Here is a 24,320-nt window from a genome sequence, read left to right as displayed (position 1 = left end):
GGCGGCGCCCCTCACAAGGGTTTAAGGGTTCGTGCGTCACTGCCCAAGACAGGATTCCAGGAACCGCTCGCTTTCCTGCAGGAAAGTCAGGCGCGTGTCCTGAAACGACAGGTAGTGGTCATCCTCGGGCAGCTCGACATAGCGCACATTGGCACCGGCCTTCTGCATCGCGGCGGCCATGGCGCGAGACTGGTCGACGTTGACCGTATTGTCTTTCTGGCCATGCACGAGAAGCACGGGCACCGAGATCTGATTGACCAGATTGATCGGCGAATTCTGGTTCAGGGTCGACCGGTCTTTATAGAGATCGCCAATGAAGCGCGTGCTATAACGGCCCCCCATATATTGGCGTGCCGATGCCAACACTTGCGGCAAATCGTAGACGCCGTTGAGGCCGATGGCACATTGGTACAGATCGGGCGTTTTGGCGGCGCCCATCAAAGCGGCATATCCACCATAGGACCCGCCCAGAATGGCGAGCTTGTTATTTGCCGCATAGCCTTTCGACACCAGCCACTGGGCACCATCGGTAATATCATCCTGCATCGCCTGGCCCCATTCACGTTTCCCTGCGAGCAGGAATTCCCGTCCGTAGCCGGAGGACCCGCGGAAGTTCATCTGCAAGACGCCATAGCCTTGGGACGCCAACATCTGGGCGATGAAATCATACTCCGCATAATCCCGCGCGTGGGGGCCACCATGGGGATAGACCACGAAAGGCAGATTTCGGGCCTGCTCCAGACTGGTCAGACCAGGCGGCAGGGTCACATAGGCGGGGATATCGAGACCATCGCGGGCCTTGAATGACGTGGTGATGATCTTGCCTAATGGCTGTCCTTGCAGGCTTGGTTGCTGGACGGGCAAGGCCGTCAGGCCCGGCGTCTGGCGATCGTAGATGAACAATTGGCCGGGCGCGTGCAACGGATTGACCTTGACGATGGCGTGGGTCTTGGTTTCGTTGAATCCGTAGATTGCCACTTCATTGTCGGGAAACGTCGCCTTCAGCTTTGCCAGTTCCGCGCTGATCCAGTTGTCACTGAGCCACGTTACATCATTTTCGTCTTCGGCCAAAACAACACCGAGTACTGACCGTGTCTCATCATCGTAGACGGCGTTGTCGACATCAATATCCGGATCAGAATAAACGACTTTTCCAAATTGGTCAGCTTTTGCATCATACTCGTAAAGGCCAGCCCGGCCTTCATGAGATGAAATGACGTAATAGATATTTGGCCGAGCCGCAGGACCTATAACGTCAAAACTTTCGTCCTGACGCAGATGATGGCGCGATACCCAGTCGTTTCCGTCCGTCAGCAGAATCAAAGTGGGTGTCGAGAAATTCTCGGTATCCTTGACGCCCCAGCCTGCAAAAACTTCGCCGTCTCTCGTTCCCTGCCAATAGGAGATATCCGGCCACTCCCGCCGGACCGGCGTGTGTACGGCGGTGCGATCGATGTTGACGGCGTAGACTGAGCCAAAATACTGGACAAGAATTTTGCCCGGATCCTGCGGCATGGTCGAGACGATCTGGTCCTGCAGCTGCACCGGACGCCCGCCCGGCCCTTTGATGTTCTTGGGGAAGAGATCCTTCTGCTTCGTGCCATCAGGATCCATGCCGATCAGCCGGGTCTCATAGACATTGGTTGATCCGCGTTGGCCCTTATACATCAGACCAAGGACAATCCGGTCATTGCGGGCCCATTCCGCCCGGCCGATCGTCCGCTCTTTCGATTCAGGGTACGAGAACAGGGGCTGGACACCGCCGCCCGATATATCGACAACCATGAAACGATAGGTGCCGTTGTCATTAATGCGTGTAAAGAATTTCTGACCGTCTGGCGAGATTTCCAACTGTTTGAACATCGGCATTTCTGCGAACGCTTCAACGGGAACCTGCGCGACGGCGGCCGTGGAAAATGCAGTGGCGGCTGCCACGAGAATGGATGAAAAACGCATGTGCCCTCAGTTTTCATTTTCGAAAATAGTTCACCATTCTGGTGTTCAACTCAAGCCAAGTGACAGGCTGAGCGATGTTTTTTATGGGATCGCAGACACCGGGACACGATTTCAAGCGCACCATCACGGCATCCCGTGACAAAGGCCGCGGCGGACCGTGAGGCGGACACCCCATCGGCGCGATCTGCTCAATGCCCCCTATCGGGCCGACAGATTGTCCCGACCCGATTTCCCCGCCACGCCAGAATCAGCCATGACAGCAGCCTCGCGCAGGGCCTTGGCCTTCTGTTTCTGCCCATCCGCACCAAGAACAATCGACAGGCGATATTGCAACAGAGCGTCTGTCGGCGACTGGACCGCAGCCTTCTCCAGCAACGCCAGCCCTTTCTTGAGGTCACCTGTATTGGCCAGGATCCAGCCATAGCTGTGCTGGACGGCGGCATTGTCAGGCTGGCGCTCATAGGCAGCGGCCGACAATGGCAGGGCTTTTTCGAAATCGCCGTTGCGCGCGTAAGCGACACTGAGATTATGCGATGCGAGGAAGTCAGGCCCCAGCGACAGCGCCTTTTCATAGGCCTCCTGCGCCGCGGCGGGGCGGTTCACGTCTTCATAAAGAGCGCCAAGAAACGACCAGTCGCTCGGCAGACGCGACAGACCGGTCAGACGTTTTGCCGTGGTGACCGCTTCGACCCGGTTGCCTGCCCGAGAATGGGCCAGGGCGAGTTCCCGGTAGAGGCCCGGATCATCAGGCGTCAGAAGAATGGCCGACCGGTAATCATCCACCGCATCCGAGTACGCGCGCCGTGCCGCATTCAGCGACGCCCGCCGTTCATAGAGCGTGGACGATGGCCGACGCTCAAGACGCTCGCTCAGGAACGCCAGCGCGCCATCCGTATTCTTCTCTGCAACGAACAGCCGGATGAGGACATCGAGGGTCGCCGGATCAAGGGGGGCAGGATCTGCCAGCAGCGGGGCAGCCATCTGACGGGCCTCGGACACCCCGCCGGCATCAAGAGCGAGTGCGACGAATTCTGTTCTCTCTGCCTGGGCGAGAGACCGGGACGCCTCCATGTTCTTCAGTATGAGGAAGGTTTCGTCCTGCTCCCCTGCCCGCGCCAGGGCCCGGGCAAGAAGAAGCTGGGACTGAGGCGGAGCGTCAGCTTGTGCGACGAGCGCTCGGAAATCCGCGACCGCATCCTCGGGTGCCCCCGTCAACAGATACGCACTGCCCCGCATCATGAGCAGGTAGGACGACAGGTCCGTACGCGACCGTGCGCCCAGAATATCGGCGACGGTTGCCATGTCGTTCAGCCGATAGGCGGCATCGATCAGCACCGTCTCGATGATGGTGAATTGCGTCTGATCTTCGACCCGCCCCTGCTTCAGGTACGGGAGGGCTTCGGCATATCGGCCATCCTTGTAGAGTTCAAAACCAAGCTGCTGTGCCGCCCGTCGCGACGTCGGATCGATCTTCAGCGCATCGCGCAGCGCCATTTCCGCGTCGGAGCGACGGCCCATCGCGGCCAGCACGACCCCACGGCGGGTTGGCGGAATGGCACTCTCGGGTGCTAGACGGGCTGCGGTGGAGAAATCGACAAGAGCGTCATCAAGTCGATCGAGATAGCTCCTCGCCAGCCCCCGAATTTCAAATGCCAGAGCGGACTCCGGATGGATATCGAGATAGGCGTCGGCCGCCTTTTCGGTCTTGTCGAACTGTCCAGTGCCGAGCGCAGTGACCATCACGCTCAAGGCCGCGTCACCAGACACCCGATCGGAAAGCTCCGTGAACTGCGAAGCAAACAGACGACTGACATCACCAAACCGTTCGGCGGTTTCGACGGCGGTGCTGGTCAGTTGCAGACGGCGGACCAATGCATCCAGCATTTCCTGGTCGGCGTCATAGGTCACCGGGCTCGCGAGCGCGGTGCTGCCGAACACGGACAGGATCGCAAGGCCGAGTCCAATCTTCTTGTTCATCATGAATTTTCTCCCCCAGAACGCAAATTGGGGAGGGGTTGCCCCCTCCCCAATTCCATCATCTCACGGCACGGAATGGCCGTCTATTCTCAGGCGCGCGCTTTTTTGCGGCGCGCGACGAAGCCAGCAAGGCCTGTCAGGAAGAGAACCGCTGCGGCTGGCACTGGCACTTCAGGTGTGCCGTCGACAACCGTAATGCGGATCGGATCAACAGAAACCGACAGACCAGTCACAGATGCAGTGAAGGTGTAGGTCCCCACTTCCATACCATTGTAAGAGATCAGGAAAGTGCGGCTTTCACCGAGACCCACATCGTCACAACCACCAACGCTTGTACAGGTGACGGTCACAGGCAGGCCTGGGAACATCTCGCTGAGCGTCAAGTTGAGGTCGATCGTGTCAGTCACATCGCCGAGCGTGTCGAGAATGACAGCGGCAAGATCCGTTGAACCCGCCGTAGCTTCGATCCCGCCGGTCGCTTCGACGATACGCGTTGCCTGGTTCGCAGAGTCGCCGGACCGATTCAGGCTGCCGCCCGAGCTGATCGCGATGACTGTAATGCCTGCAGCCTGCAGGGCAGCAATCGCTTCGGGGACGTCCACTGTGTCCTCGTGGTTACCGATGTCGCCGAACCATACGACAATTTTCGTGGCACTGGAACGGAAACCAAGATCAATACCCGACCCCACGCCGCTTTCGCTGTCGGCGCCGCCTGTTGCGATCTGATGCAGCGAGTAGATGGCGGCTTCAGGACCGTCACCGCCGCCAGAGGCGAACCATTGGTTGATCGCACCCTGCACGGCCGTGGTATCACTCGTGAACGTTTGAATGGCGTTATAGGCCGCGAAACGATCATTCGAACCCGTATTGCCTGGCGTGTTTCCTTCAACCGGATCGCCAAAATAGGACGTCACGGCATAACGGATATCAGCACCGCTCAGGCCAAGAGCCGTCAGCAGGTTGAACGCTTCGGCTTTGACAGCCGAAAGTTCAGAACTCATCGAACCCGTGTTATCGGCAAGAAAAACGACATCGATCAGGTCGGTCGCCGTTCCTTCAGTTGGCGTCGAAACCGTTACTTCGACTGATCCGCTGGAGCCCAGATCAATCGTGTCTTCGTGAGAAGCAGGTGTGATAGATTGCGCAAATGCAGAGAGTGGCAGACATGCTGCTGCCATCGCCGCAAGCGTCGAGATTACTTTCATTTTTCTCCCCCAAATTAAGTTTGGTGTTGGGAAAATATCTCAGCTTTAACACTTCCGCAAGATTTACAATCAGTTGCCGCCTTTCAATTCGCACATCCATAGGATGCGCGAAACAAAAAAAAGGCCGCCCTGAGGCGACCTTTTGTGGTGTCGAGCAGTCGAGGATTTATTCCTCGTCGGCCATTTCGACTTCCATGGTTGGACCAGAATCGAGGCCTTTGGCACTTTCATCACGATCCACAAACTCGATGACGGCGCGAGGCGCGTTATCGCCATAACGGAAACCCGCCTTCATGACGCGCGTATAGCCGCCATTGCGATCCTTGTAGCGAGGACCGAGGGTCTCGAACAGCTTACCGACCATGGCAACGTCACGGATCTGGCTGATGGCCTGACGGCGCGCGTGCAGATCACCTTTCTTCGCCAGCGTGATCAGCTTGTCAGCGATCGGCTTGAGTTCTTTTGCCTTGGGCAGAGTCGTTACAATCTGCTCGTGCTTGATGAGCGAAGCGGCCATGTTGGCGAACATCGCTTTACGGTGGCTCTGCGAGCGACCCAGTCTACGGTGCGCAAATCCGTGGCGCATGATCTAATCTCCACTACTCCGCTCACGGCGGATGGTTTGGTCTTGTCAGAGGCCCGGTGCCAATGGCGCATCAGCGCCCACCAAGTCACCAGACCGGTTATACAAAGGCCTCAGGCGATCCATGAGGATCGCCCGATACCCGTCAATTCTGATCTTCAAACTTGCGAGCAAGCTCTTCGATATTTTCAGGTGGCCAGTCCGGCACATCCATCCCAAGGTGCAGACCCAGCGTCGCGAGAACTTCCTTGATCTCGTTCAGCGATTTGCGGCCAAAGTTTGGTGTACGGAGCATCTCGGCTTCGGTCTTCTGAATGAGATCGCCAATATACACGATATTGTCGTTCTTCAGACAGTTGGCCGAACGCACGGACAGCTCAAGCTCATCAACCTTGCGCAGCAGGGCTGCGTTGAAGAGAAGCTCTTCACCGACGCCACCGGCCTCGTCTTTCTTCGGCTCATCAAAGTTCACGAAGATCTGCAGCTGGTCCTGAAGGATACGCGCGGCATAGGCCGCGGCATCCTCAGGGCTGACAGCCCCGTTGGTTTCGATTTCGAGCACGAGACGATCATAGTCGAGCACCTGACCCTCACGGGTGTTCTCAACCTTGTAGGACACGCGACGCACCGGGCTGTAGAGGCTGTCGACCGGGATAAGACCGATCGGCGCGTCCTCTGGCCGGTTGCGATCAGCAGGGACATAGCCCTTGCCGGTCTGAACGGTGATTTCCATCCGCAGGTCAGCGCCCTCATCGAGCGTGCACAGCACGTGATCCTTGTCGAGGATCTCGATATCAGCCGTTTCCTGAATATCGCCGGCGGTGACAACGCCCGGGCCCTTCTTGTGAAGAACCAGACGCTTAGGGCCATCCACGTGCATGCGGATCGCCAGCTGCTTGATGTTCAGCACAATGATGGTGACGTCTTCCCGAACACCGGGGATAGACGAAAATTCGTGCACAACACCGTCGACCTGAATCGCGGTGACGGCAGCGCCTTGAAGTGAGGACATCAAGATCCGACGCAGGCTGTTGCCGAGCGTCAGACCAAAACCGCGCTCCAGCGGCTGGGCGATGATAGTCGCCTTCCGCTGAGGATCGAAGCTGTGCTCAACTTCGAGTTTCTGCGGCTTGATGAGTTCCTGCCAGTTCTTCTCGAGCATCAAAGTCTCCTAAGGGCACAATCGCGCCCATTATCCCAAAAACAGTATCGTCTTAGACGCGGCGACGTTTCCGCGGACGAACACCATTATGGGGAATCGGCGTCACATCTTTAATGTTGGTCACAGTGAGGCCAGCAGCCTGCAGTGCGCGAAGTGCACTTTCACGACCCGAGCCAGGACCGCGAACGAGCACGTCGACTGACTTCATACCGTGCTCCATAGCCTTTTTAGCGGCGTCTTCGGCAGCCATCTGCGAGGCAAATGGTGTCGACTTCCGCGAGCCTTTGAAGCCCATATGGCCGGACGAGGACCACGAAATCGTGTTGCCCTGTTCGTCGGTGATGGTGACCATCGTATTGTTGAAAGACGCGTTCACGTGAACGACGCCGTTCGAAATATTCTTGCGTTCCCGGCGCCGAACGGCACCGCGTTGCGGTTGGCGAGCCATTATTTCTTCTTCCCAGCAATCGGTTTCGCAGGACCCTTACGGGTACGAGCATTGGTGTGCGTGCGCTGGCCGCGGACCGGCAGGCCCCGGCGGTGACGCAGGCCCCGATAGCAACCAAGGTCCATCAGACGCTTGATGTTCATCGCGGTTTCACGACGCAGATCACCTTCCACGGTGAAGTTTTCGTCGATTGTCTCACGAATGCGCAGCACCTCAGCGTCGCTCAGGTCCTGGACCCGGCGCTCTTCTGTGATACCCACCTTCTCAACAATCTCTTGGGCCTTTGCAGGTCCAATCCCGTGGATATAGGTCAACGCGATGTGCACGCGCTTATTGTTTGGGATATTGACCCCAGCGATACGAGCCACGTTACGAGCCTCTTTAGAATGACCACTCTGAATAGAGCGGTATGTGAAACGGGTCCCAAGGCAGATGATTCGGACCTTGGACGGTGAAGAATGTGCAAAGGTGAAGAGCGCGCTTATAGAACGCCCTCACCCCACGTCAAGACAATCCGTCAAGAACGCTATCGATTTGAGCAGACACTACATTGATCGGCTTCATGCCATCAATATCAGCAATAAGCCCCTGATCCCGGTAATAGGGAATGAGAGGCGCCGTCTGCGTAGAATAGACTTCAAGACGTTTGCGGAACGTCTCGACATTGTCGTCGGAGCGGACTTCTCCGCCGGCATCCTTGGTCTGTTGAATCCGGCTGTTGAGCCGGTCGACCAGGGCATTCTCGTCGACTTGAAGCGCCAGCACCACGTCAATCTTGCGGTTACGGAATGCGATAATGTCGTCCAGCATGCGCGCCTGTTCGAGCGTGCGCGGGAAACCATCCAGCAGGAAGCCCTTGCGGCAATCATCTTCATCAATCCGGTCAGCGATGATGCCGGCAACGATCTCGTCCGAGACCAGCTCACCAGCATCAATCACGGCTTTCGCCTTCTTGCCTACCGGCGTGCCCGCGGTAATGGCCGCGCGAAGCATATCTCCAGTGGAGAGCTGCGGAATTCCGCGCTTCTGGGAGATATAGGCTGCCTGCGTTCCCTTGCCGGCGCCCGGTGGTCCCAAAAAGATGACGATCATCGACGCGCCCCTCTCAGCTTCGATTTCTTGATGAGTGATTCGTACTGCTGCGCGAGCAGATGACCCTGAATTTGCTGAACCGTATCAAGCGTCACAGTCACGACGATGAGCAGCGAGGTCCCGCCAAGATAAATCGGGATGGCCGAGTTCTGCATCCGTAGGATCTCCGGCACCAGACAGACCGCCGTGATGTAGAGCGCCCCGATGACCGTGATCCGCGTCAGAACGTAGTCGATATAGTCTGCCGTCCGCGCGCCCGGGCGATAGCCCTGGATGTAACCACCATATTTCTTGAGGTTGTCCGCCGTATCCTGCGGATTGAACACGATGGATGTGTACAGGAAGCAGAAGAAGAAGATCAGCACGGCGTATAGGATCATGTGAATCCAGTGCCCCGGCTGCAGGCTGCCCACCAGGTCCTGGAGCCACATTGGTGCATCAGCACCAATCGCGCCGGACGCTGTGGCAGGCAGGAACAGGAGGCTGGATGCGAAGATCGGCGGGATAACGCCAGCCGTGTTGATTTTCAGTGGCAGGTGGGACTTCTCCCCCTGCGTCATGCCATTGCCTTGCTGGCGGCGCGGATACTGGATGAGAAGGCGCCGTTGCGACCGCTCCATGAACACCACGAACGCCACAAGACCCACAGCCATGAGAAGGACACCGATGATGAGCGGCGCACCGATTGCGTTGGATCGACCTGACGCAAGAAGGCCAGCGGCTGCCCGTGGCAGCTCGGCGATAATACCCGCGAAAATGATGAGAGAGATGCCGTTCCCGATCCCGCGCGCCGTGATCTGCTCGCCCAGCCAGACGAGGAACATCACACCGCCGACCAGAGTCACCACGGTTGTCACATAAAAGAAGGGGCCCGGATTCGCGACGACGGGCACGGTGATCCCGCCAATACTGCCCTGCGACCCCGCGATCGTGGCGGCAATGAAGTAACCCTGCAGCGTCGCGAGGGCAACGGTGACGTAACGGGTGTACTGGTTGATCTGACGACGGCCCGCCTCGCCTTCCTTCTTCACCGCCTCAAGCGATGGAACGACGGCGGTCATCATCTGCATGATGATCGAGGCCGAAATATAGGGCATGATATTCAGCGCGAAGATCGCCATCCGCTCGGTGGCACCGCCCGAGAACAGGTTGAACGTCTGCAACAGACCCTGCTGATTACCGAACAGCTCGGCAAACGCACTCGGGTTTACACCCGGCACCGGGATATAGGTCCCGATCCTGTAGACGATCAGAGCGCCCAGGGTGAAGAGAAGACGTTTTTTAAGCTCGTCCGCCTTCGCAAAATTCGAAAGGCTGAGATTGGAGGCAAATTGTTCAGCTGCTGAAGTCATTTTGGTTCGCTTATCAAATTTGCTCGGAGGTGGTCACGTTGGCCATCCCTTGCAACCTTTCCACGGTCAGTACGGTCAGTTTCCTCGCAAAAGAAGCCTGATCGAAGATCTTGACGTCAGCGTCGGTCGACTTCGCCAACCCCGCTCGACCGCCCGGCTCATGGATTGATTCGCGTTCGACGCTCATCAACGCTAGCTCATTGTCCGCAAGAAAGACACCCGGCCGCCCCGATAACGAGGTAGCCACGCGCCCCGGCAGATCTGCCCGCCCACAAACCGTAAACGAGAAAAGAGACCGGCATGCGGTCCCTTCCCTCTGACCCTTATTTGGTCTTGTGTGGACCGCGCAGGCGCTTGTGCTTTTCAGGACGGGTCATGGTGACCGTACCGCCGGCTTTTTCAATCGCTTCGCGCGCCGATTTCGTTGCATAGGTCACGGTGACGTCGAGCTTCGACGACAGTTCACCCGAACCGAGAAGACGCAGACCGTCACTCTTACGACGGATCAGACCAGCTTCCACGAGGCCGTCTTCGGTGACGCTGGAATGACCAGCATCAGCAGCCGCCTGCAATGTCGCGAGATTGATCTCAACGTAGTCCTTGGCATTCGGCAGGTTGAAGCCGCGTTTTGGCAACCGCATGTGAAGCGGCATTTGACCGCCTTCAAAGCCCTTGATCGCAACACCTGAACGGGATTTCTGGCCTTTGACACCGCGGCCACCGGTTTTACCCTTGCCTGAGCCAATACCACGACCAACACGGGTCCGGGTTTTGCGCGCGCCTTCATTGTCGCGCAGATCTGTCAAACGCATTTTGTCGTCCTTTCGACTATGCGGCCCTATGGGCCTCGCCTGTACAATGAGCCTCATGGGCCCGGTCGCCGCCTATAGCGAAGACCTCTGGGGGCGCAAACCCCCAATCGAAAAAACCGGCGGCCGAAGCCGCCAGTCTATTTAGTCAGAAATAACCTGCACCATGTGCTGCACCTTGCGGATCATGCCGCGTACAGATGGTGTGTCTTCCAGGGTCCGCTCCCGGCCGATCTTGCCGAGGCCCAGACCAACGAGCGTTGCCCGCTGGTCCTGTGGGCGACGGGTAGGACTACCCGTCTGACGAACCGTGAGCATTTTCTTCTCTGCCATGTTCGTTCTCCTTAGCCAGCGTCGACAGGTGTCGCGTCAGGCTGAACAGCTGCACGACGAGAAATCAGCTCGGACACCTTGATGCCGCGCTTGGCAGCGATCGTACGGGGGTTCGACTGGTTCTTCAGTGCATCAACCGTTGCGCGAACCATGTTGTATGGGTTCGACGTACCGAGTGATTTGGCGACCACGTCCTGGACACCGAGCATCTCGAAGACGGCGCGCATCGGACCACCGGCGATCACGCCCGTACCTGGAGGCGCCGTGCGCAGCACAACCTTGCCGGCGCCATGACGGCCCTCAGCATCATGGTGCAGCGTGCGACCATCGCGAAGCGGCACGCGAACGAGGCTGCGCTTGGCTTCCTGCGTCGCCTTGCGGATCGCCTCAGGCACTTCGCGGGCCTTACCCTTGCCGTAACCGACGCGACCTTTTTGGTCACCGACCACGACCAGCGCAGCAAAACCGAAGTTTTTACCGCCCTTCACCGTTTTCGACACCCGGTTGATCGCGACAAGGCGGTCCGTAAATTCGTCCCGCTCTTCTTCGCGCTCACGTCCGCGGCCCCGGCCCCGGCCTCTACCTTGCGGTTCATTTGCCATTGCCAAAATCCCTTAGAATTTGAGACCACCCTCACGGGCGGCGTCTGCCAGGGCTTTCACCCGGCCGTGGAAGATATACCCGCCGCGATCGAAGACGACGTCTTCGATACCGGCAGCCTTGGCGCGCTCAGCCAACAATTGACCAACCTTGCCCGCGGTATCGGTTTTCGACCCTTCCGAAGAAGTCCGAACATCCTTTTCCAGCGAGGAAGCCGACGCCAGCGTGCGGCCGGCGCGGTCATCGATGATTTGAGCGGCGATATTCCGTCCAGAACGGAACACAGACAGACGCAGCTTGCCATTCGCGTTGCGGGCCAGTTTGGCCCGGGTGCGACCGGCGCGGCGCTGCCGCATGAGAACTTTTGATTTTGCCATAAGCCAATCAAGAATAATAAGGACAGCGCCCTTACTTCTTCTTGCCCTCCTTCCGGAAGATGTATTCGCCCGCGTACTTCACGCCCTTGCCCTTGTAAGGCTCGGGCGGACGGAACTTGCGAATTTTTGCTGCAACTTCACCGACGACCTGTTTGTCGGACCCGGTGATCTCGATCTCAGTCGGCTTAGCGACCTTGATGTCGACCCCTTCGGGTGCCGTAAACTCGACGTCGTGGCTGTACCCGAGAGCGAGAACCAGTTTCTGGCCCTGCATCTGCGCACGATAACCGACACCGACGAGCTCGAGCTTTCGGGTAAACCCTTCGCTCACGCCTTCGAACAGGTTCGCCACCATCGTGCGGGACATACCCCACATCGACCGGGCGTTCTTCGACTTGTTGATCGGTTTGATCGCGACACCGTCATCGCCCATCTCGACCAGACACAGTTCGTTCACGACGAACTCCGCCTTGCCCTTAGGGCCTTTGGCAGTGACGGTCTGGCCGTCAATCTTGGCTTCAACGCCCTTAGGCACCGGAACCGGCTTTTTACCAATACGTGACATCTCCGGCTCCCTTAATAGACGTTACAGAGAACTTCGCCGCCCACGTTATTCTCGCGAGCAACGCTGTCGGACATAACGCCTTTCGGTGTGGAAAGGATCGAGATCCCCAGACCGTTCTGTACAGGCGTGATATCTTTCACGGACGAATAAACACGGCGACCAGGCTTCGACACACGCTTGATGTGCGAGATGACTGGTGTGCCATCAAAATATTTCAGCTCGATCTCGAGATCGGCCTTGTTGTTCGGCTGTTCAACGCGGGAATAGCCACGGATGTAGCCTTCCGTCTGCAGAACATCGAGAACCCGCTGACGCAGCTTGGACGCAGGCGTTGTCGTTTTCGACATACCGCGCATTTGTGCGTTGCGGATACGGGTCAGCATATCGCCGATAGGGTCGTTAATAGCCATTGTGGAATACCCCCCTTACCAGCTGGATTTCACGAGACCCGGAATCTTGCCAAGCGAGCCAAGCTCACGCAGCGCGATACGGGACATTTTCAGTTTACGGTAGTAACCGCGAGGACGACCCGTCACGAGGCACCGGTTACGGATACGTGTCGGTGAAGAATTACGCGGAAGCTCGGCGAGCTTCATCGCTGCCTTGAAACGCTCTTCAGGTGACGAGTTTTCGTCACGCATCGTCGCTTTCAGGGCTTTGCGCTTGTCTTCATACTGGTCGGCCAGCCGGCGACGTTTCAGGTCGCGTTGAACCATCGACTTTTTTGCCATTTGCTTTTTCGTCTCCTAAGGCCGGTTTCCGAATATCGGACCTTGCCTAGTTGCTTCCCTTATTTGCGAAAGGGAAAGTTGAATTCTTTCAAGAGCTCACGTGCCTGGTCATCATTGGCTGCGGTTGTGCAGATGATGATATCCATGCCCCGCTGACCTTCGACCTTGTCGTAGTCAATCTCAGGGAACACCGTGTGCTCTTTGAGGCCCATGGCATAATTGCCACGACCGTCAAAGCTTTTACCGTTTAGACCACGAAAATCGCGGACGCGCGGCAGGGCGATCGTCACCAGGCGGTCAAGGAATTCGAACATGCGATCCTTGCGCAGCGTGACTTTACAGCCAAGAGCCATTTCCTCACGCACCTTGAAGCCGGCGATCGACTTCTTCGCGTGGGTAATGACAGGCTTCTGACCGGAAATGGCCTGAAGCTCTTCAGCGGCCTTGTCGACAACCTTGCGGTCATTGACAGCTTCGCCAACGCCCATGTTGATCACGATCTTGTCCAGACGCGGGATCATCATTTCGTTCTGCAGCGACAGCTTCTCCTTCAGACGCGCACGAATTTCATCGTTGTACAGCGTCTTAAGGCGCGGGACGTAATTGTCGGTGTCAGCCATCAGATGACCTCCCCTGACCGTTTGGCGACGCGCACTTTCTGGCCGTCACGAACTTCAAAACCGACCCGGGTTGGCTTGCCGTCTTTTGGATCCTTCACTGCCACGTTGGACAGGTGAATCGGCGCTTCACGGGTAATGATACCGCCAGCGCTCTGCTGGCTTGGCTTGGTGTGACGCTTGATGACATTCACGCCCTGGACGGTGACCCGATCTTCTTTCGGAAATACCGCGAGGACATCGCCTTCAGCGCCCTTGTCACGGCCCGTAAGCACGATGACACGATCACCTTTTTTAATCTTGGCTGCCATGGTTACAGCACCTCCGGCGCGAGGCTGACGATCTTCATGTGGTTCGACCGGCGAAGCTCACGGGTCACCGGGCCAAAGATACGTGTACCGATCGGCTCTTTGTTGTTGTTGATGAGCACAGCGGCATTGCTGTCGAAACGGATCACGGAACCGTCGCGACGCTTGATGTCTTTCGCCGTGCGAACGACAACCGCTTTCATCACCTGACCTTTTTTGACGCGACCACGAGGAATGGCTTCCTTCACGGACACGACAATAATGTCACCGACGCCAGCGTATTTACGCTTCGCGCCGCCCAGCACTTTGATGCACTGGACCCGCTTCGCGCCGGAATTGTCGGCGACATCCAGGTTAGTTTGCATCTGGATCATAAGATCCCTCCTTCAAAGTCCCCTTGGGGACCGGCAAATCAATTAACGGTGGCCTGCTCGGATTCGCTGCGCGCTTCACTTGCCGCAGCAGCTTCCTCAGCCGTCACCACTTCCCACCGCTTCAGTTTCGACTTCGGCGGACATTCACGGATCAGGACAGTGTCACCGACATTGTACTGATTGCTCTCATCATGGGCGTGGTACTTCTTGGACCGCCGCACAACTTTCTTGAGAAGCGGGTGTTTGAAAGAGCGGTCAATCCGTACAACTACGGTCTTGTCGCCCTTGTTGGAGACAACCGGCCCCTGCAAAATGCGTTTAGGCATGAGTTAGCTCCCTTGCTTGGCAGAAGCACGCTCTGCCTGAATGGTTTTAATCCGAGCGATATCACGACGGACAACCTGAACACGGGCTGTCTTCTCGAGCTGACCCGACGCGCGCTGAAAGCGCAGGTTGAACTGCTCCTGCTTCAACTCAAGGAGCTTGCCGGACAGCTGATCGTCGGACAGATCGCGAACTTCCTGCGATTTCATCCTTATTCCCCGATCCGTTTCACGATGCGTGTCTTGATCGGCAGCTTTGCTGCGCCAAGCAAGAGAGCTTCGCGGGCGACGTCCTCTGGAACGCCGTCGATTTCAAACATGATGCGGCCTGGCTTGACGCGGCAAGCCCAATATTCGACCGAACCCTTACCTTTACCCATCCGAACTTCGGTTGGCTTTTTCGTGACAGGCACATCCGGGAAAATCCGGATCCACACGCGCCCTGCCCGTTTCATGTGACGGGTGATGGCACGACGTGTTGCCTCGATCTGGCGCGCAGTGACGCGCTCTGGCTCAACGGCCTTCAGGCCGAAGGAGCCGAAATTAAGGTCCGTACCGCCTTTTGCAAGGCCTTTGATACGGCCCTTGTGCATTTTGCGGTACTTGGTGCGTTTAGGCTGAAGCATTGTCCTCTACCTCACTCACGCATTATCGCGGCGCGGACGGCGCTCGCGCTGGCCGCCGGAGGGGGCGCCAGTCTGACTGTCAATAACGCGACGCTCATGCGCCATCGGATCATGCTCCAGAATCTCACCTTTGAAGATCCAGACCTTGATGCCGATTGCACCGTAAGTCGTGCGCGCGGTGGCTACGCCGTAATCGATATCGGCCCGCAGTGTATGAAGCGGCACGCGACCTTCGCGGTACCATTCCATCCGTGCAATCTCTGCACCGCCAAGACGACCGGAGCAGTTCACGCGGATGCCAAGGGCACCCATGCGCATGGCTGTCTGCATGGCCCGCTTCATGGCGCGGCGGAACGAAGCCCGACGCTCCAGCTGCTGGGCAATGTTTTCAGCAACGAGCATTGCGTCGACTTCCGGCTTGCGGATCTCGACAATGTTCAGAACCGTCTCAGAAGATGACAGCGCCTGCAGCTCTTTGCGGAGCTTCTCGATGTCTGCACCCTTCTTGCCGATCACCACACCCGGACGAGCCGAATAGATCGTGACGCGACATTTCTTGTGCGGACGCTCGATGACAATGCGTGACACACCGGCGTTTTTCAGTTTGTCGAACAGATACTGACGGATTTTCAGATCTTCATGCAGAAGATCGCCGTAGTTTTTCTTGTCCGCGTACCAACGGCTGTCCCAGGTCCGGTTAATACCGAGCCGGAGGCCGATCGGGTTTACTTTCTGACCCATTATGCAACCTCCTCAACTTCGCGAAGCACGATCGTGATCTCCGCGAAAGGTTTCTTGATGCGACCCATGCGGCCACGCGCCCGGGCGTGCCAGCGCTTCATCGTCAGGTTTTTGCCAACAAATGCCTGATCGACAACGAGGCTGTCGATATCGAGATCGTGATTGTTCTCGGCATTCGCGATAGCGCTCTGAAGGACTTTCTTGACCTCCTGGGCGACGCGCTTGCGAGAGAAATCAAGCTCGTTCAGGGCACGTTCTACTTTCATCCCCCGGATGCCTTGCGCAACCAGGTTCAGCTTCTGCGGGCTTGTGCGGATCGAGCGGCCTTTGGCCATTGCCTGATCGTCGCCTACCCGGCGCGGATTTTTCGCCTGTCCCATGACTTACTTCCGCTTCGCTTTCTTGTCCGCACCGTGACCATAATAGGTCCGGGACGGCGAGAATTCGCCGAACTTGTGACCCACCATGTCTTCCGTCACGTGGACAGGGATGAATTTCTGACCGTTGTAAACATTGAACGTCAGTCCAATGAACTGTGGCAAAATTGTCGACCGGCGCGACCAAGTCTTGATGCCGCCTTTATGGCTACCGTCAGTTGCCTCACCTGCTTTTTTAAGCAGGTAGCGGTCAACAAACGGGCCTTTCCAAACCGAACGTGGCATAGATTATCTCCTATCGCCCTTTTTTCCGCGCGTGACGCGAGCGGATGATCAGACGATCTGTGGCTTTGTTATTCCGTGTACGCTTACCTTTGGTAGGCTTGCCCCACGGCGTGACGGGGTGACGACCACCAGATGTGCGGCCTTCACCACCACCATGAGGGTGATCAATCGGGTTCATAGCGACACCACGAACTGAAGGGCGCTTGCCCAGCATGCGTGTACGGCCGGCCTTACCGCGATTGCCGTTCGAGTGGTCAGGGTTGGAAACAGCCCCGATCGTCGCGCGACATTCACCGTGGACCAGACGAACTTCGCCCGATTTCAGACGCAGCTGAACATAATCGCCATCGCGACCGACCAGCTGAACATAGGCCCCTGCGGAACGAGCGATCTGACCACCCTTGCCTGGCTTCATCTCCACATTGTGGAGAATGGAGCCTGGGGGAATGTTCTTCAGCGGCATCGCATTGCCGGGTTTCACATCGACGCGCTCACCAGAGACGACCTTGTCACCAACGCCCAGACGCTGTGGCGCCAGGATGTAGGAGCGCTTGCCGTCACCATACTCAACAAGAGCGATGAACGCCGTGCGGTTCGGGTCATACTCCATACGAACGACTTCAGCGATCGCATCAAAGCGGTTCCGTTTGAAGTCGATGATCCGATACAGCCGCTTCGCACCACCACCGATGCGGCGGGCCGTGATTCGACCAGTGTTGTTGCGACCGCCAGATTTCGTCAGACCCTGGGTCAGACTTTTCTCTGGGCGACCTTTGTGCAGCTCAGCGCGGTCAACCGTGACAAGTGTCCGGCGACCAGGCGAGGTAGGATTGTATGTCTTCAATGCCATGATAAACCTCCTCAGACGCCCGTCGTCACGTCGATATTGTGACCATCTTCAAGGGTCACGATCGCTTTCTTGACGTCAGACCGTTTGTAAGGACGGCCGCGGAACCTCTTGGCTTTGCCTTTGGTGATGATCGTGTTCACGGCCTTCACCTTGACGCCAAAAAGAGCCTCGACAGCACTTTTGATCTCGAGCTTCGTTGCTTCAATCCGAACACGGAAAACGTGCTGGTTGTTCTCAGCGGCAATCGTCGATTTCTCGGTGATCACCGGGGACACGATCGTGTCGTAGTGTTTTTCAGTGACGCCGCTCATGACAACCGAGCCTCCAGACCTTCGACCGCAGCCTTGGTGAGAATGAGTTTGTCGTGACGAAGAATGTCGTACACGTTCGCACCGACGACAGGCAGAACATCAACGTTCGGAATGTTGCGCGCTGCGCGGGCAAAATTCTCGTCGAACGTCGCATCCATGATCAGCGCGTTCTTGACGCCAAGCTTGGCAAAACGCTCGACCAGGGCCTTCGTCTTTGGATCGGACAGGCTGGCCTGATCGATGATGATCAGCTCAGACGCTGCCTGCTTGGCGGACAGCGCATGACGCAGGGCCAGACGGCGAACCTTCTTCGGCAGATCATGGGCGTGGCTACGGACGCGAGGACCGTGGGCCTTGCCGCCGCCAACGAATTGAGGCGCCTTGCGGTTACCGTGACGGGCGCCGCCAGAGCCTTTCTGGCGCACGAATTTCTTCGTGGTACCAGCGACTTCGCCGCGTTCCTTGGCTTTGTGCGTGCCTTGCTGACGCTTGGCCAGCTGCCACACCACATAGCGGTGAAGGATGTCACGGCGAGGCTCCAGGCCGAAAATCTCGTCATTGAGATCGACCGTGCCCGAATTGCCGGCATCCAGGGTGATGACATCAACCTGCATTATTCTTCTCCCTCAGATGCGTTTGCGTCTTCAGCAGGAGCAGCAGCTGGTGCTTCAGCGGCTGGCGCTTCAGCAGCACCTGGCAATTTGAATGCGCCGGGAACTGGAGCCCCTTCCGGCAGGGCGCGCTTGATGGCGTCACGAATGACAACCCAGCTGCCCTTCGAGCCAGGGACGGCGCCCTTGACCCACAGAAGACCACGTTCAGCATCGGCGCGAACGATTTCGAGGTTCTGGGTCGTCACGCGGACGTCACCCATATGACCGGCCATCTTCTTGCCTTTGAAGACCTTGCCCGGATCCTGACACTGACCGGTCGAACCATGCGCCCGGTGAGAGATCGAGACACCGTGCGAGGCGCGCATGCCGCCAAAGTTGTGACGCTTCATGGCACCGGCGAAGCCTTTACCAATCGACGTCCCGATGACGTCCACTTTCTGACCCGTCAGGAAGTGGTCAGCCGTCAGATGAGCACCGATTTCAATCAGCGAGTCTGAAGGCACGCGGAACTCGACGAGCTTGCGCTTCGGCGTGATGTTGGCTTTCGCAAAGTGGCCACGCAGTGCTTTGGTCACGCGCTTGGTTTTCAGCTCGCCCTTGCGGTTGAGATATTCACCAGCGCCCAGTTGCAGCGCAGAATAGCCGTCGCGGTCTTCGGTCTTGTGACTGACGACCTGGCAACCTTCGAGAGACACCACTGTGCAAGGCACGTGGTTGCCTTCTTCGTTGTACAGACGGGTCATGCCCATCTTCTTGCCGATCAGACCAGTACGGACCGATGCTTGTGCGGATGTTGGTTGAGGTGCGTGCGCCATTGTTACGCCCCCAGTTTGATTTCGACGTCGACACCTGCCGACAGGTCGAGCTTCATCAGCGCGTCAATCGTCTGCGGCGTAGGCTGAACGATATCGAGCACACGTTTATGCGTGCGCATCTCGAACTGCTCGCGAGACGTCTTGTTCACGTGAGGTGAGCGAAGGACCGTATAACGATCAATGTGGGTTGGCAGGGGAATGGGGCCGCGAACCTGGGCGCCTGTCCGTTTTGCCGTATTTACGATCTCTACCGCAGAGCTGTCGAGCACGCGGTGATCGAAGGCCTTAAGCCGTATCCGGATATTCTGTTGCATGACGTGTCGATGACCGTCCCTATTAAGGCTCATACGTTCAGAGGAGCCGCCGAAAATAAAGACGGGCCGCGCGCATCGCGGCCCGTCTGTCGTAGAAAATCGTTGTTACTCGATGATCGAGGCAACAATGCCGGCGCCAACCGTACGGCCACCTTCACGGATAGCGAAACGAAGACGCTCTTCCATGGCGATAGGCACAATCAGCTCAACATTCAAGTTCACATTGTCACCAGGCATCACCATTTCGGTGCCTTCTGGCAATGTGCAGATGCCCGTCACGTCCGTTGTACGGAAGTAGAACTGTGGGCGGTAGTTGTTGAAGAATGGCGTGTGACGGCCACCTTCTTCTTTGGTCAGGATGTAGGCTTCGGCCACGAACTTCGTGTGTGGCGTCACCGAACCTGGCTTACACAGGACCTGGCCGCGCTCAACGCCTTCACGGTCAATACCGCGGAGGAGAACACCGACGTTGTCACCAGCTTCACCGCGATCAAGCAGCTTGCGGAACATTTCAACGCCGGTACAGGTCGATTTCTTCGTGTCCTTGATGCCGACGATTTCGATTTCGTCGCCGACATTGATGACGCCGCGCTCGATCCGGCCGGTCACAACCGTACCACGACCCGAAATCGAGAACACGTCTTCGATTGGCATCAGGAATGGCATGTCAATCGGACGCTCTGGCGTCGGGATGTATTCGTCAACAGCAGCCATCAGCTCACGAATGGCGTTCTCGCCAATCTCAGGGTCGCGGCCTTCCATAGCGGCAAGAGCAGAACCCTTGACGATAGGAATGTCGTCGCCTGGGAATTCGTAAGAAGACAGAAGTTCACGGACTTCCATTTCCACGAGCTCGAGCAGCTCTTCGTCGTCGACCTGATCAACTTTGTTCAGGAACACGACAAGCGCAGGCACACCAACCTGACGAGCGAGCAGGATGTGCTCACGTGTCTGTGGCATAGGGCCGTCAGCGGCGTTCACGACGAGGATACCGCCGTCCATCTGTGCCGCACCGGTGATCATGTTCTTGACGTAGTCAGCGTGACCTGGGCAGTCGACGTGAGCATAGTGACGGCCTTCCGTCTCATACTCGACGTGTGCTGTCGAAATCGTGATACCACGCGCTTTTTCTTCTGGCGCGCCGTCGATCTCGTCGTACGCTCTGAAATCACCGAAATATTTGGTGATTGCTGCTGTCAACGTCGTTTTGCCATGGTCAACGTGACCGATCGTGCCGATATTGGCATGCGGCTTTGTACGTGCAAACTTTTCCTTGGCCATTCTCGTCTCTCCGTATTCTGACGAAATATTGATATTTAGAAACTAGCTGACTCAGCCAGCCAGTTTCGCTTTGACTTCTTCTGCGACGGCGTTCGGCACTCGCTCGTAGTGGTCGAACTGCATCGTATATTGCGCGCGCCCTTGGGTCGCGGAGCGCAGGTTATTCACGTAGCCAAACATATTAGCAAGAGGAACCATCGCATTAACAACGGTTGCGTTTCCGCGAACTTCCTGACCCTGGATCTGACCCCGACGAGAGTTGAGGTCGCCAATCACCGTGCCGGTATAATCGTCCGGTGTGACCACTTCCACTTTCATGATGGGCTCGAGCAATGCCATGCCGAGCTGACCCTTGTTCTCACGAAGCGCACCGCGAGCGGCGATTTCGAAGGCAAGAACGGACGAGTCAACGTCGTGGAATGCGCCATCGTAGAGTTCGACAGCCACGTCAAGGATAGGGAAGCCCACAAGCATACCCGATTCCAGAACCGACTTCAGACCCTTCTCAACGCCCGGGATGTATTCACGAGGAATAGCACCACCAACGATGGAGTTCGTGAACACGAAGCCTGAGCCAGGCTCACCTGGGCCGACTTTCATCTTCACGCGACCGAACTGACCGGTACCACCGGACTGCTTCTTGTGCGTGTAGTCGATGTCAGCATGCTGCGTAATCGTTTCGCGGTAGGCCACCTGTGGGGCACCCACATTGGCGTCGACCTTGAATTCGCGACGCATACGGTCAACCAGGATGTCGAGGTGAAGCTCGCCCATGCCTTTGATGATCGTCTGGCCGCTTTCCTCGTCGGACGACACGCGGAACGATGGATCTTCTGCGGCGAGACGCTGCAGGGCGATGCCCATCTTTTCCTGGTCGGCTTTCGTTTTCGGCTCAACGGCCAGCTCGATCACCGGCTCAGGGAATTCCATGCGCTCAAGAATGACAGGCTTCAGGGCTGTACACAGCGTATCACCCGTCGTCGTGTCTTTCAGGCCTGCGATAGCGACGATGTCGCCAGCATAGGCTTCCTTGATTTCTTCCTGCTGGTTGGAGTGCATCAACAGCATCCGACCAACGCGCTCTTTCTTGCCCTTCACCGTGTTCAGGACCTGTGTGCCCTGCTCGAGGTGACCGGAATAGATCCGGCAGAAGGTCAGCGTGCCCACGAAGGGGTCGTTCATGATCTTGAACGCCAGCATGGAGAGCGGCTCTTCGTCCGACGCCTTGCGCACAACTTCTTCTTCGGTGTCCGGCACAACGCCGTCGATCGCCGGAACGTCGAGCGGGCTTGGCAGGAAGTCGATCACAGCATCAAGCAGAGGCTGAACGCCCTTGTTCTTGAACGCGGTACCGAGCAGCACAGGGTGGAAGTCGACCGCGATCGTGCCCTTGCGGATCAGCTCACGGATCTTGTCATTGTCGGGCATCTCACCTTCGAGATACGCCTCCATGACGGCTTCTTCCTGCTCGACGATCGTTTCGATCATCTTCTCGCGGTATTCCTCTGCCTTTTCCTTGAGGTCGTCAGGAATTTCCACGCGCTCGAACGAAGCACCGAGGGTTTCGTCGTTCCAGATGATGGCATCCATTTCGATCAGGTCGACAACGCCGCGGAAATCGCTTTCCATGCCGATTGGCAGCTGGAGGACGACAGTCTTGGCCGCGAGGCGATCATGAATCGAAGCGACAGACGCGTAGAAGTCAGCGCCGATCTTGTCCATCTTGTTCACAAAGAACATCCGAGGGACTTCGTACTTGTCGCCCTGGCGCCAGACGGTTTCAGTCTGAGGCTCAACACCGGCGTTCCCGTCGAGCAGCGCAACGGCGCCGTCGAGAACCCGCAGTGAACGCTCAACTTCAATCGTGAAGTCCACGTGGCCCGGGGTGTCGATGATGTTCAGGCGGCGCTTCTTGCCGTCGCGGCCAGACCAGAATGTGGTCGTGGCAGCGGACGTGATCGTAATGCCACGCTCCTGCTCCTGCTCCATCCAGTCCATGGTGGCAGCACCATCATGAACTTCGCCGATCTTGTAGCTCTTCCCCGTGTAATAGAGGATGCGCTCAGTCGTCGTGGTCTTACCGGCATCAATGTGAGCCATGATGCCGAAGTTCCGGTAATCCTCGATGGAATACTCGCGGGACATGTCAGTACCTTTCGGGGCCAGAACCCCAATTCAAAAATTTACCAGCGATAGTGCGAGAACGCGCGGTTGGCATCAGCCATCTTGTGCGTGTCTTCGCGTTTTTTGACGGCGACACCGCGGTTTTGCGCAGCGTCCATCAATTCGCCCGACAGGCGATCGACCATCGTCGTTTCGTTACGGTTGCGGGCAGCCGTGATCAGCCAGCGCATGGCAAGAGCCATCTTGCGGTCTGGACGAACCTCGACAGGCACCTGATAGGTGGCACCGCCAACGCGGCGCGAGCGAACTTCAACCGACGGGGTGATGTTCTCAAGCGCTTCACGGAACAGTTCGATGGGCGGACGGCGGAGCTTCTGCTCAACGCGATCAAACGCACCATAAACAATCTTTTCCGCGGCTGACTTTTTGCCATCCAGCATGACGTAGTTCATGAACTTCGACACTGTCTTGTCATGAAATTTTGGATCGGGGTTGATGGGCCGTTTTTCGGCCTTTCTCCGGCGTGACATAGTCTCTTATTCCTTACTTCGGCCGCTTGGCGCCGTATTTCGAACGACGTTGCTTCCGGTCCTTCACGCCCTGGGTGTCGAGAACACCGCGGAGGATGTGATAACGGACACCCGGAAGGTCTTTCACCCGTCCACCCCGGATGAGCACAACAGAGTGCTCCTGGAGGTTGTGACCCTCCCCCGGAATATAGCTGATCACCTCGAAGCCATTCGTCAGACGGACCTTGGCCACTTTCCGCAGAGCCGAGTTCGGCTTCTTTGGTGTCGTGGTATAAACCCGTGTGCAAACGCCGCGCTTCTGGGGGTTGCCCTGAAGGTGAGCTGCTTTGTTAATTTTCCGCTTTGGCCGGCGCGGCTTGCGGATCAGTTGTTGAATCGTTGGCATTCAGACTTCCGTCGGTCGCGAATTGATGTCAGGCCAGTACAGACTGAGCCGAACAAATACAACAGCACTTCCACCACGGCCGTGCTGCCTACTAAAATCTCGGTTTTCGATCTTGCCTGGGGTTGTTTCGGCTTCTGCACACCTTCTCAAAGGTGCATACGAATCCGACAGCGTCCCATCTGGCGTGCCGGAGCCCCTACTGTTTAACCAGAGGGCGGTCAAGCGGTTTTCAGGAACTCCCTGCTGAAAAGGGGT

General features: G+C 57.3%; 35 protein-coding genes. All 35 read right to left on the bottom strand.

Features of this window, described 5'->3' with window-relative positions; all coding sequences use genetic code 11:
• Positions 1-36 precede the first annotated feature (36 nt).
• Positions 37-1,956, bottom strand: coding sequence for an alpha/beta hydrolase family protein (locus RUI03_RS05695; protein WP_317289323.1), 1,920 nt, complete (start codon positions 1,954-1,956; stop codon positions 37-39).
• 198 nt (positions 1,957-2,154) lie between these two features.
• Complete coding sequence (locus RUI03_RS05690) at positions 2,155-3,936, bottom strand: tetratricopeptide repeat protein (protein WP_317289322.1); 1,782 nt, start codon at positions 3,934-3,936, stop codon at positions 2,155-2,157.
• A gap of 86 nt (positions 3,937-4,022) precedes the next feature.
• Positions 4,023-5,138 (bottom strand): PEP-CTERM sorting domain-containing protein, encoded by a 1,116-nt coding sequence (locus RUI03_RS05685; protein ID WP_317289321.1) that lies wholly within the window; start codon positions 5,136-5,138, stop codon positions 4,023-4,025.
• A 166-nt stretch (positions 5,139-5,304) separates the two neighbouring features.
• Positions 5,305-5,724: a 50S ribosomal protein L17 gene (gene rplQ, locus RUI03_RS05680; RefSeq protein ID WP_317289320.1), complete on the bottom strand. Its 420-nt coding sequence runs from the start codon at positions 5,722-5,724 to the stop codon at positions 5,305-5,307.
• 142 nt (positions 5,725-5,866) lie between these two features.
• A complete protein-coding gene (locus RUI03_RS05675; protein WP_317289319.1) occupies positions 5,867-6,883 on the bottom strand; it encodes a DNA-directed RNA polymerase subunit alpha in 1,017 nt (338 codons plus the stop codon).
• A 52-nt stretch (positions 6,884-6,935) separates the two neighbouring features.
• A complete protein-coding gene (gene rpsK / locus RUI03_RS05670) occupies positions 6,936-7,331 on the bottom strand; it encodes a 30S ribosomal protein S11 (RefSeq protein ID WP_317289318.1) in 396 nt (131 codons plus the stop codon).
• Positions 7,331-7,699 (bottom strand): 30S ribosomal protein S13, encoded by a 369-nt coding sequence (gene rpsM / locus RUI03_RS05665; protein WP_317289317.1) that lies wholly within the window; start codon positions 7,697-7,699, stop codon positions 7,331-7,333. The genes rpsK and rpsM overlap by 1 nt, the downstream gene beginning before the upstream one ends.
• 136 nt (positions 7,700-7,835) lie before the next feature.
• On the bottom strand, positions 7,836-8,423 hold the full coding sequence (locus RUI03_RS05660) for an adenylate kinase (protein ID WP_317289316.1): 588 nt from the start codon (positions 8,421-8,423) through the stop codon (positions 7,836-7,838).
• Positions 8,420-9,775: a preprotein translocase subunit SecY gene (gene secY / locus RUI03_RS05655; protein ID WP_317289315.1), complete on the bottom strand. Its 1,356-nt coding sequence runs from the start codon at positions 9,773-9,775 to the stop codon at positions 8,420-8,422. Before secY ends, RUI03_RS05660 begins: the two co-directional genes overlap by 4 nt.
• Positions 9,776-9,788: 13 nt before the next feature.
• Positions 9,789-9,962 (bottom strand): hypothetical protein, encoded by a 174-nt coding sequence (locus tag RUI03_RS05650; protein ID WP_317289314.1) that lies wholly within the window; start codon positions 9,960-9,962, stop codon positions 9,789-9,791.
• A gap of 136 nt (positions 9,963-10,098) precedes the next feature.
• Positions 10,099-10,587, bottom strand: coding sequence for a 50S ribosomal protein L15 (gene rplO, locus RUI03_RS05645; protein WP_317289313.1), 489 nt, complete (start codon positions 10,585-10,587; stop codon positions 10,099-10,101).
• 141 nt (positions 10,588-10,728) lie between these two features.
• Positions 10,729-10,917 (bottom strand): 50S ribosomal protein L30, encoded by a 189-nt coding sequence (gene rpmD / locus RUI03_RS05640; RefSeq protein ID WP_410795895.1) that lies wholly within the window; start codon positions 10,915-10,917, stop codon positions 10,729-10,731.
• A gap of 11 nt (positions 10,918-10,928) precedes the next feature.
• Positions 10,929-11,519, bottom strand: coding sequence for a 30S ribosomal protein S5 (rpsE, locus tag RUI03_RS05635; RefSeq protein ID WP_317289312.1), 591 nt, complete (start codon positions 11,517-11,519; stop codon positions 10,929-10,931).
• Between the two features lie 12 nt (positions 11,520-11,531).
• Complete coding sequence (gene rplR / locus RUI03_RS05630; protein WP_410795894.1) at positions 11,532-11,894, bottom strand: 50S ribosomal protein L18; 363 nt, start codon at positions 11,892-11,894, stop codon at positions 11,532-11,534.
• A 31-nt stretch (positions 11,895-11,925) separates the two neighbouring features.
• Positions 11,926-12,459: a 50S ribosomal protein L6 gene (gene rplF, locus RUI03_RS05625; RefSeq protein ID WP_317289310.1), complete on the bottom strand. Its 534-nt coding sequence runs from the start codon at positions 12,457-12,459 to the stop codon at positions 11,926-11,928.
• An 11-nt stretch (positions 12,460-12,470) separates the two neighbouring features.
• Positions 12,471-12,869, bottom strand: a complete 399-nt coding sequence (gene rpsH / locus RUI03_RS05620; RefSeq protein WP_317289309.1) for a 30S ribosomal protein S8 — start codon at positions 12,867-12,869, stop codon at positions 12,471-12,473.
• Between the two features lie 15 nt (positions 12,870-12,884).
• Positions 12,885-13,190, bottom strand: a complete 306-nt coding sequence (rpsN, locus tag RUI03_RS05615; RefSeq protein ID WP_317289308.1) for a 30S ribosomal protein S14 — start codon at positions 13,188-13,190, stop codon at positions 12,885-12,887.
• Positions 13,191-13,249: 59 nt separating this feature from the next.
• On the bottom strand, positions 13,250-13,810 hold the full coding sequence (gene rplE / locus RUI03_RS05610) for a 50S ribosomal protein L5 (RefSeq protein ID WP_317289307.1): 561 nt from the start codon (positions 13,808-13,810) through the stop codon (positions 13,250-13,252).
• A complete protein-coding gene (rplX, locus tag RUI03_RS05605; protein ID WP_317289306.1) occupies positions 13,810-14,118 on the bottom strand; it encodes a 50S ribosomal protein L24 in 309 nt (102 codons plus the stop codon). The genes rplE and rplX overlap by 1 nt, the downstream gene beginning before the upstream one ends.
• A gap of 2 nt (positions 14,119-14,120) precedes the next feature.
• Positions 14,121-14,489 (bottom strand): 50S ribosomal protein L14, encoded by a 369-nt coding sequence (gene rplN, locus RUI03_RS05600; RefSeq protein WP_317289305.1) that lies wholly within the window; start codon positions 14,487-14,489, stop codon positions 14,121-14,123.
• A gap of 38 nt (positions 14,490-14,527) precedes the next feature.
• Entirely contained in the window at positions 14,528-14,815 is a 288-nt protein-coding gene (gene rpsQ / locus RUI03_RS05595) for a 30S ribosomal protein S17 (RefSeq protein WP_317289304.1), read from the bottom strand.
• Between the two features lie 3 nt (positions 14,816-14,818).
• Positions 14,819-15,022: a 50S ribosomal protein L29 gene (gene rpmC / locus RUI03_RS05590; RefSeq protein WP_317289303.1), complete on the bottom strand. Its 204-nt coding sequence runs from the start codon at positions 15,020-15,022 to the stop codon at positions 14,819-14,821.
• Positions 15,023-15,024: 2 nt separating this feature from the next.
• Positions 15,025-15,438, bottom strand: a complete 414-nt coding sequence (gene rplP, locus RUI03_RS05585) for a 50S ribosomal protein L16 (protein WP_317289302.1) — start codon at positions 15,436-15,438, stop codon at positions 15,025-15,027.
• A gap of 15 nt (positions 15,439-15,453) precedes the next feature.
• Positions 15,454-16,179 carry a 30S ribosomal protein S3 gene (gene rpsC, locus RUI03_RS05580; RefSeq protein ID WP_317289301.1) on the bottom strand — a complete coding sequence of 242 codons (726 nt, stop codon included), beginning with the start codon at positions 16,177-16,179 and terminating at the stop codon, positions 15,454-15,456.
• Positions 16,179-16,559 (bottom strand): 50S ribosomal protein L22, encoded by a 381-nt coding sequence (rplV, locus tag RUI03_RS05575; protein WP_410795893.1) that lies wholly within the window; start codon positions 16,557-16,559, stop codon positions 16,179-16,181. Before rplV ends, rpsC begins: the two co-directional genes overlap by 1 nt.
• Positions 16,560-16,562: 3 nt before the next feature.
• A complete protein-coding gene (gene rpsS / locus RUI03_RS05570; protein ID WP_317289300.1) occupies positions 16,563-16,841 on the bottom strand; it encodes a 30S ribosomal protein S19 in 279 nt (92 codons plus the stop codon).
• Between the two features lie 10 nt (positions 16,842-16,851).
• Positions 16,852-17,691, bottom strand: coding sequence for a 50S ribosomal protein L2 (rplB, locus tag RUI03_RS05565; RefSeq protein WP_317289299.1), 840 nt, complete (start codon positions 17,689-17,691; stop codon positions 16,852-16,854).
• An 11-nt stretch (positions 17,692-17,702) separates the two neighbouring features.
• Positions 17,703-18,002: a 50S ribosomal protein L23 gene (locus RUI03_RS05560; RefSeq protein ID WP_317289298.1), complete on the bottom strand. Its 300-nt coding sequence runs from the start codon at positions 18,000-18,002 to the stop codon at positions 17,703-17,705.
• Positions 17,999-18,616, bottom strand: coding sequence for a 50S ribosomal protein L4 (gene rplD / locus RUI03_RS05555; RefSeq protein WP_317289297.1), 618 nt, complete (start codon positions 18,614-18,616; stop codon positions 17,999-18,001). The genes RUI03_RS05560 and rplD overlap by 4 nt, the downstream gene beginning before the upstream one ends.
• Complete coding sequence (gene rplC, locus RUI03_RS05550; RefSeq protein WP_317289296.1) at positions 18,616-19,431, bottom strand: 50S ribosomal protein L3; 816 nt, start codon at positions 19,429-19,431, stop codon at positions 18,616-18,618. The genes rplD and rplC overlap by 1 nt, the downstream gene beginning before the upstream one ends.
• A 2-nt stretch (positions 19,432-19,433) precedes the next feature.
• Positions 19,434-19,745, bottom strand: a complete 312-nt coding sequence (gene rpsJ / locus RUI03_RS05545) for a 30S ribosomal protein S10 (protein ID WP_410795892.1) — start codon at positions 19,743-19,745, stop codon at positions 19,434-19,436.
• Positions 19,746-19,850: 105 nt separating this feature from the next.
• A complete protein-coding gene (gene tuf, locus RUI03_RS05540) occupies positions 19,851-21,026 on the bottom strand; it encodes an elongation factor Tu (RefSeq protein WP_317289294.1) in 1,176 nt (391 codons plus the stop codon).
• Positions 21,027-21,077: 51 nt separating this feature from the next.
• Positions 21,078-23,171 (bottom strand): elongation factor G, encoded by a 2,094-nt coding sequence (gene fusA / locus RUI03_RS05535; protein WP_317289293.1) that lies wholly within the window; start codon positions 23,169-23,171, stop codon positions 21,078-21,080.
• A 38-nt stretch (positions 23,172-23,209) separates the two neighbouring features.
• Positions 23,210-23,680 carry a 30S ribosomal protein S7 gene (rpsG, locus tag RUI03_RS05530; protein ID WP_317289292.1) on the bottom strand — a complete coding sequence of 157 codons (471 nt, stop codon included), beginning with the start codon at positions 23,678-23,680 and terminating at the stop codon, positions 23,210-23,212.
• A 13-nt stretch (positions 23,681-23,693) separates the two neighbouring features.
• Positions 23,694-24,065, bottom strand: coding sequence for a 30S ribosomal protein S12 (gene rpsL, locus RUI03_RS05525; protein WP_317289291.1), 372 nt, complete (start codon positions 24,063-24,065; stop codon positions 23,694-23,696).
• Positions 24,066-24,320: the final 255 nt, after the last annotated feature.

The sequence above is a fragment of the Parvularcula sp. LCG005 genome, assembly GCF_032930845.1.
Lineage (GTDB): Bacteria > Pseudomonadota > Alphaproteobacteria > Caulobacterales > Parvularculaceae > Parvularcula.
This window is presented reverse-complemented; position numbering and strand designations above follow the sequence as displayed.

Bases quoted from the DNA above. Each gene is read 5' to 3' on its own strand.
- rplQ (WP_317289320.1), bottom strand. From the start codon at position 5,724: ATGCGCCACGGATTTGCGCACCGTAGACTGGGTCGCTCGCAGAGCCAC.
- RUI03_RS05560 (WP_317289298.1), bottom strand. From the start codon at position 18,002: ATGAGCGGCGTCACTGAAAAACACTACGACACGATCGTGTCCCCGGTG.
- RUI03_RS05695 (WP_317289323.1), bottom strand. From the start codon at position 1,956: ATGCGTTTTTCATCCATTCTCGTGGCAGCCGCCACTGCATTTTCCACG.
- rpsJ (WP_410795892.1), bottom strand. From the start codon at position 19,745: ATGCAACAGAATATCCGGATACGGCTTAAGGCCTTCGATCACCGCGTG.
- rplP (WP_317289302.1), bottom strand. From the start codon at position 15,438: ATGCTTCAGCCTAAACGCACCAAGTACCGCAAAATGCACAAGGGCCGT.
- tuf (WP_317289294.1), bottom strand. From the start codon at position 21,026: ATGGCCAAGGAAAAGTTTGCACGTACAAAGCCGCATGCCAATATCGGC.
- rpsG (WP_317289292.1), bottom strand. From the start codon at position 23,680: ATGTCACGCCGGAGAAAGGCCGAAAAACGGCCCATCAACCCCGATCCA.
- rplN (WP_317289305.1), bottom strand. From the start codon at position 14,489: ATGATCCAGATGCAAACTAACCTGGATGTCGCCGACAATTCCGGCGCG.
- rpsQ (WP_317289304.1), bottom strand. From the start codon at position 14,815: ATGCCTAAACGCATTTTGCAGGGGCCGGTTGTCTCCAACAAGGGCGAC.
- rpsE (WP_317289312.1), bottom strand. From the start codon at position 11,519: ATGGCAAATGAACCGCAAGGTAGAGGCCGGGGCCGGGGCCGCGGACGT.
- rpsL (WP_317289291.1), bottom strand. From the start codon at position 24,065: ATGCCAACGATTCAACAACTGATCCGCAAGCCGCGCCGGCCAAAGCGG.
- fusA (WP_317289293.1), bottom strand. From the start codon at position 23,171: ATGTCCCGCGAGTATTCCATCGAGGATTACCGGAACTTCGGCATCATG.
- rpsH (WP_317289309.1), bottom strand. From the start codon at position 12,869: ATGGCTATTAACGACCCTATCGGCGATATGCTGACCCGTATCCGCAAC.
- rpsN (WP_317289308.1), bottom strand. From the start codon at position 13,190: ATGGCAAAAAAGTCGATGGTTCAACGCGACCTGAAACGTCGCCGGCTG.
- rplF (WP_317289310.1), bottom strand. From the start codon at position 12,459: ATGTCACGTATTGGTAAAAAGCCGGTTCCGGTGCCTAAGGGCGTTGAA.
- rpmC (WP_317289303.1), bottom strand. From the start codon at position 15,022: ATGAAATCGCAGGAAGTTCGCGATCTGTCCGACGATCAGCTGTCCGGC.
- rplX (WP_317289306.1), bottom strand. From the start codon at position 14,118: ATGGCAGCCAAGATTAAAAAAGGTGATCGTGTCATCGTGCTTACGGGC.
- rplB (WP_317289299.1), bottom strand. From the start codon at position 17,691: ATGGCATTGAAGACATACAATCCTACCTCGCCTGGTCGCCGGACACTT.
- RUI03_RS05650 (WP_317289314.1), bottom strand. From the start codon at position 9,962: ATGAGCGTCGAACGCGAATCAATCCATGAGCCGGGCGGTCGAGCGGGG.
- RUI03_RS05660 (WP_317289316.1), bottom strand. From the start codon at position 8,423: ATGATCGTCATCTTTTTGGGACCACCGGGCGCCGGCAAGGGAACGCAG.
- RUI03_RS05675 (WP_317289319.1), bottom strand. From the start codon at position 6,883: ATGCTCGAGAAGAACTGGCAGGAACTCATCAAGCCGCAGAAACTCGAA.
- rplD (WP_317289297.1), bottom strand. From the start codon at position 18,616: ATGCAGGTTGATGTCATCACCCTGGATGCCGGCAATTCGGGCACGGTC.
- rpsC (WP_317289301.1), bottom strand. From the start codon at position 16,179: ATGGGTCAGAAAGTAAACCCGATCGGCCTCCGGCTCGGTATTAACCGG.
- RUI03_RS05685 (WP_317289321.1), bottom strand. From the start codon at position 5,138: ATGAAAGTAATCTCGACGCTTGCGGCGATGGCAGCAGCATGTCTGCCA.
- rpsK (WP_317289318.1), bottom strand. From the start codon at position 7,331: ATGGCTCGCCAACCGCAACGCGGTGCCGTTCGGCGCCGGGAACGCAAG.
- rpmD (WP_410795895.1), bottom strand. From the start codon at position 10,917: ATGGCAGAGAAGAAAATGCTCACGGTTCGTCAGACGGGTAGTCCTACC.
- RUI03_RS05690 (WP_317289322.1), bottom strand. From the start codon at position 3,936: ATGATGAACAAGAAGATTGGACTCGGCCTTGCGATCCTGTCCGTGTTC.
- rpsS (WP_317289300.1), bottom strand. From the start codon at position 16,841: ATGCCACGTTCGGTTTGGAAAGGCCCGTTTGTTGACCGCTACCTGCTT.
- secY (WP_317289315.1), bottom strand. From the start codon at position 9,775: ATGACTTCAGCAGCTGAACAATTTGCCTCCAATCTCAGCCTTTCGAAT.
- rplE (WP_317289307.1), bottom strand. From the start codon at position 13,810: ATGGCTGACACCGACAATTACGTCCCGCGCCTTAAGACGCTGTACAAC.
- rplR (WP_410795894.1), bottom strand. From the start codon at position 11,894: ATGGCAAAATCAAAAGTTCTCATGCGGCAGCGCCGCGCCGGTCGCACC.
- rplC (WP_317289296.1), bottom strand. From the start codon at position 19,431: ATGGCGCACGCACCTCAACCAACATCCGCACAAGCATCGGTCCGTACT.
- rplV (WP_410795893.1), bottom strand. From the start codon at position 16,559: ATGGGACAGGCGAAAAATCCGCGCCGGGTAGGCGACGATCAGGCAATG.
- rplO (WP_317289313.1), bottom strand. From the start codon at position 10,587: ATGCGTTTGACAGATCTGCGCGACAATGAAGGCGCGCGCAAAACCCGG.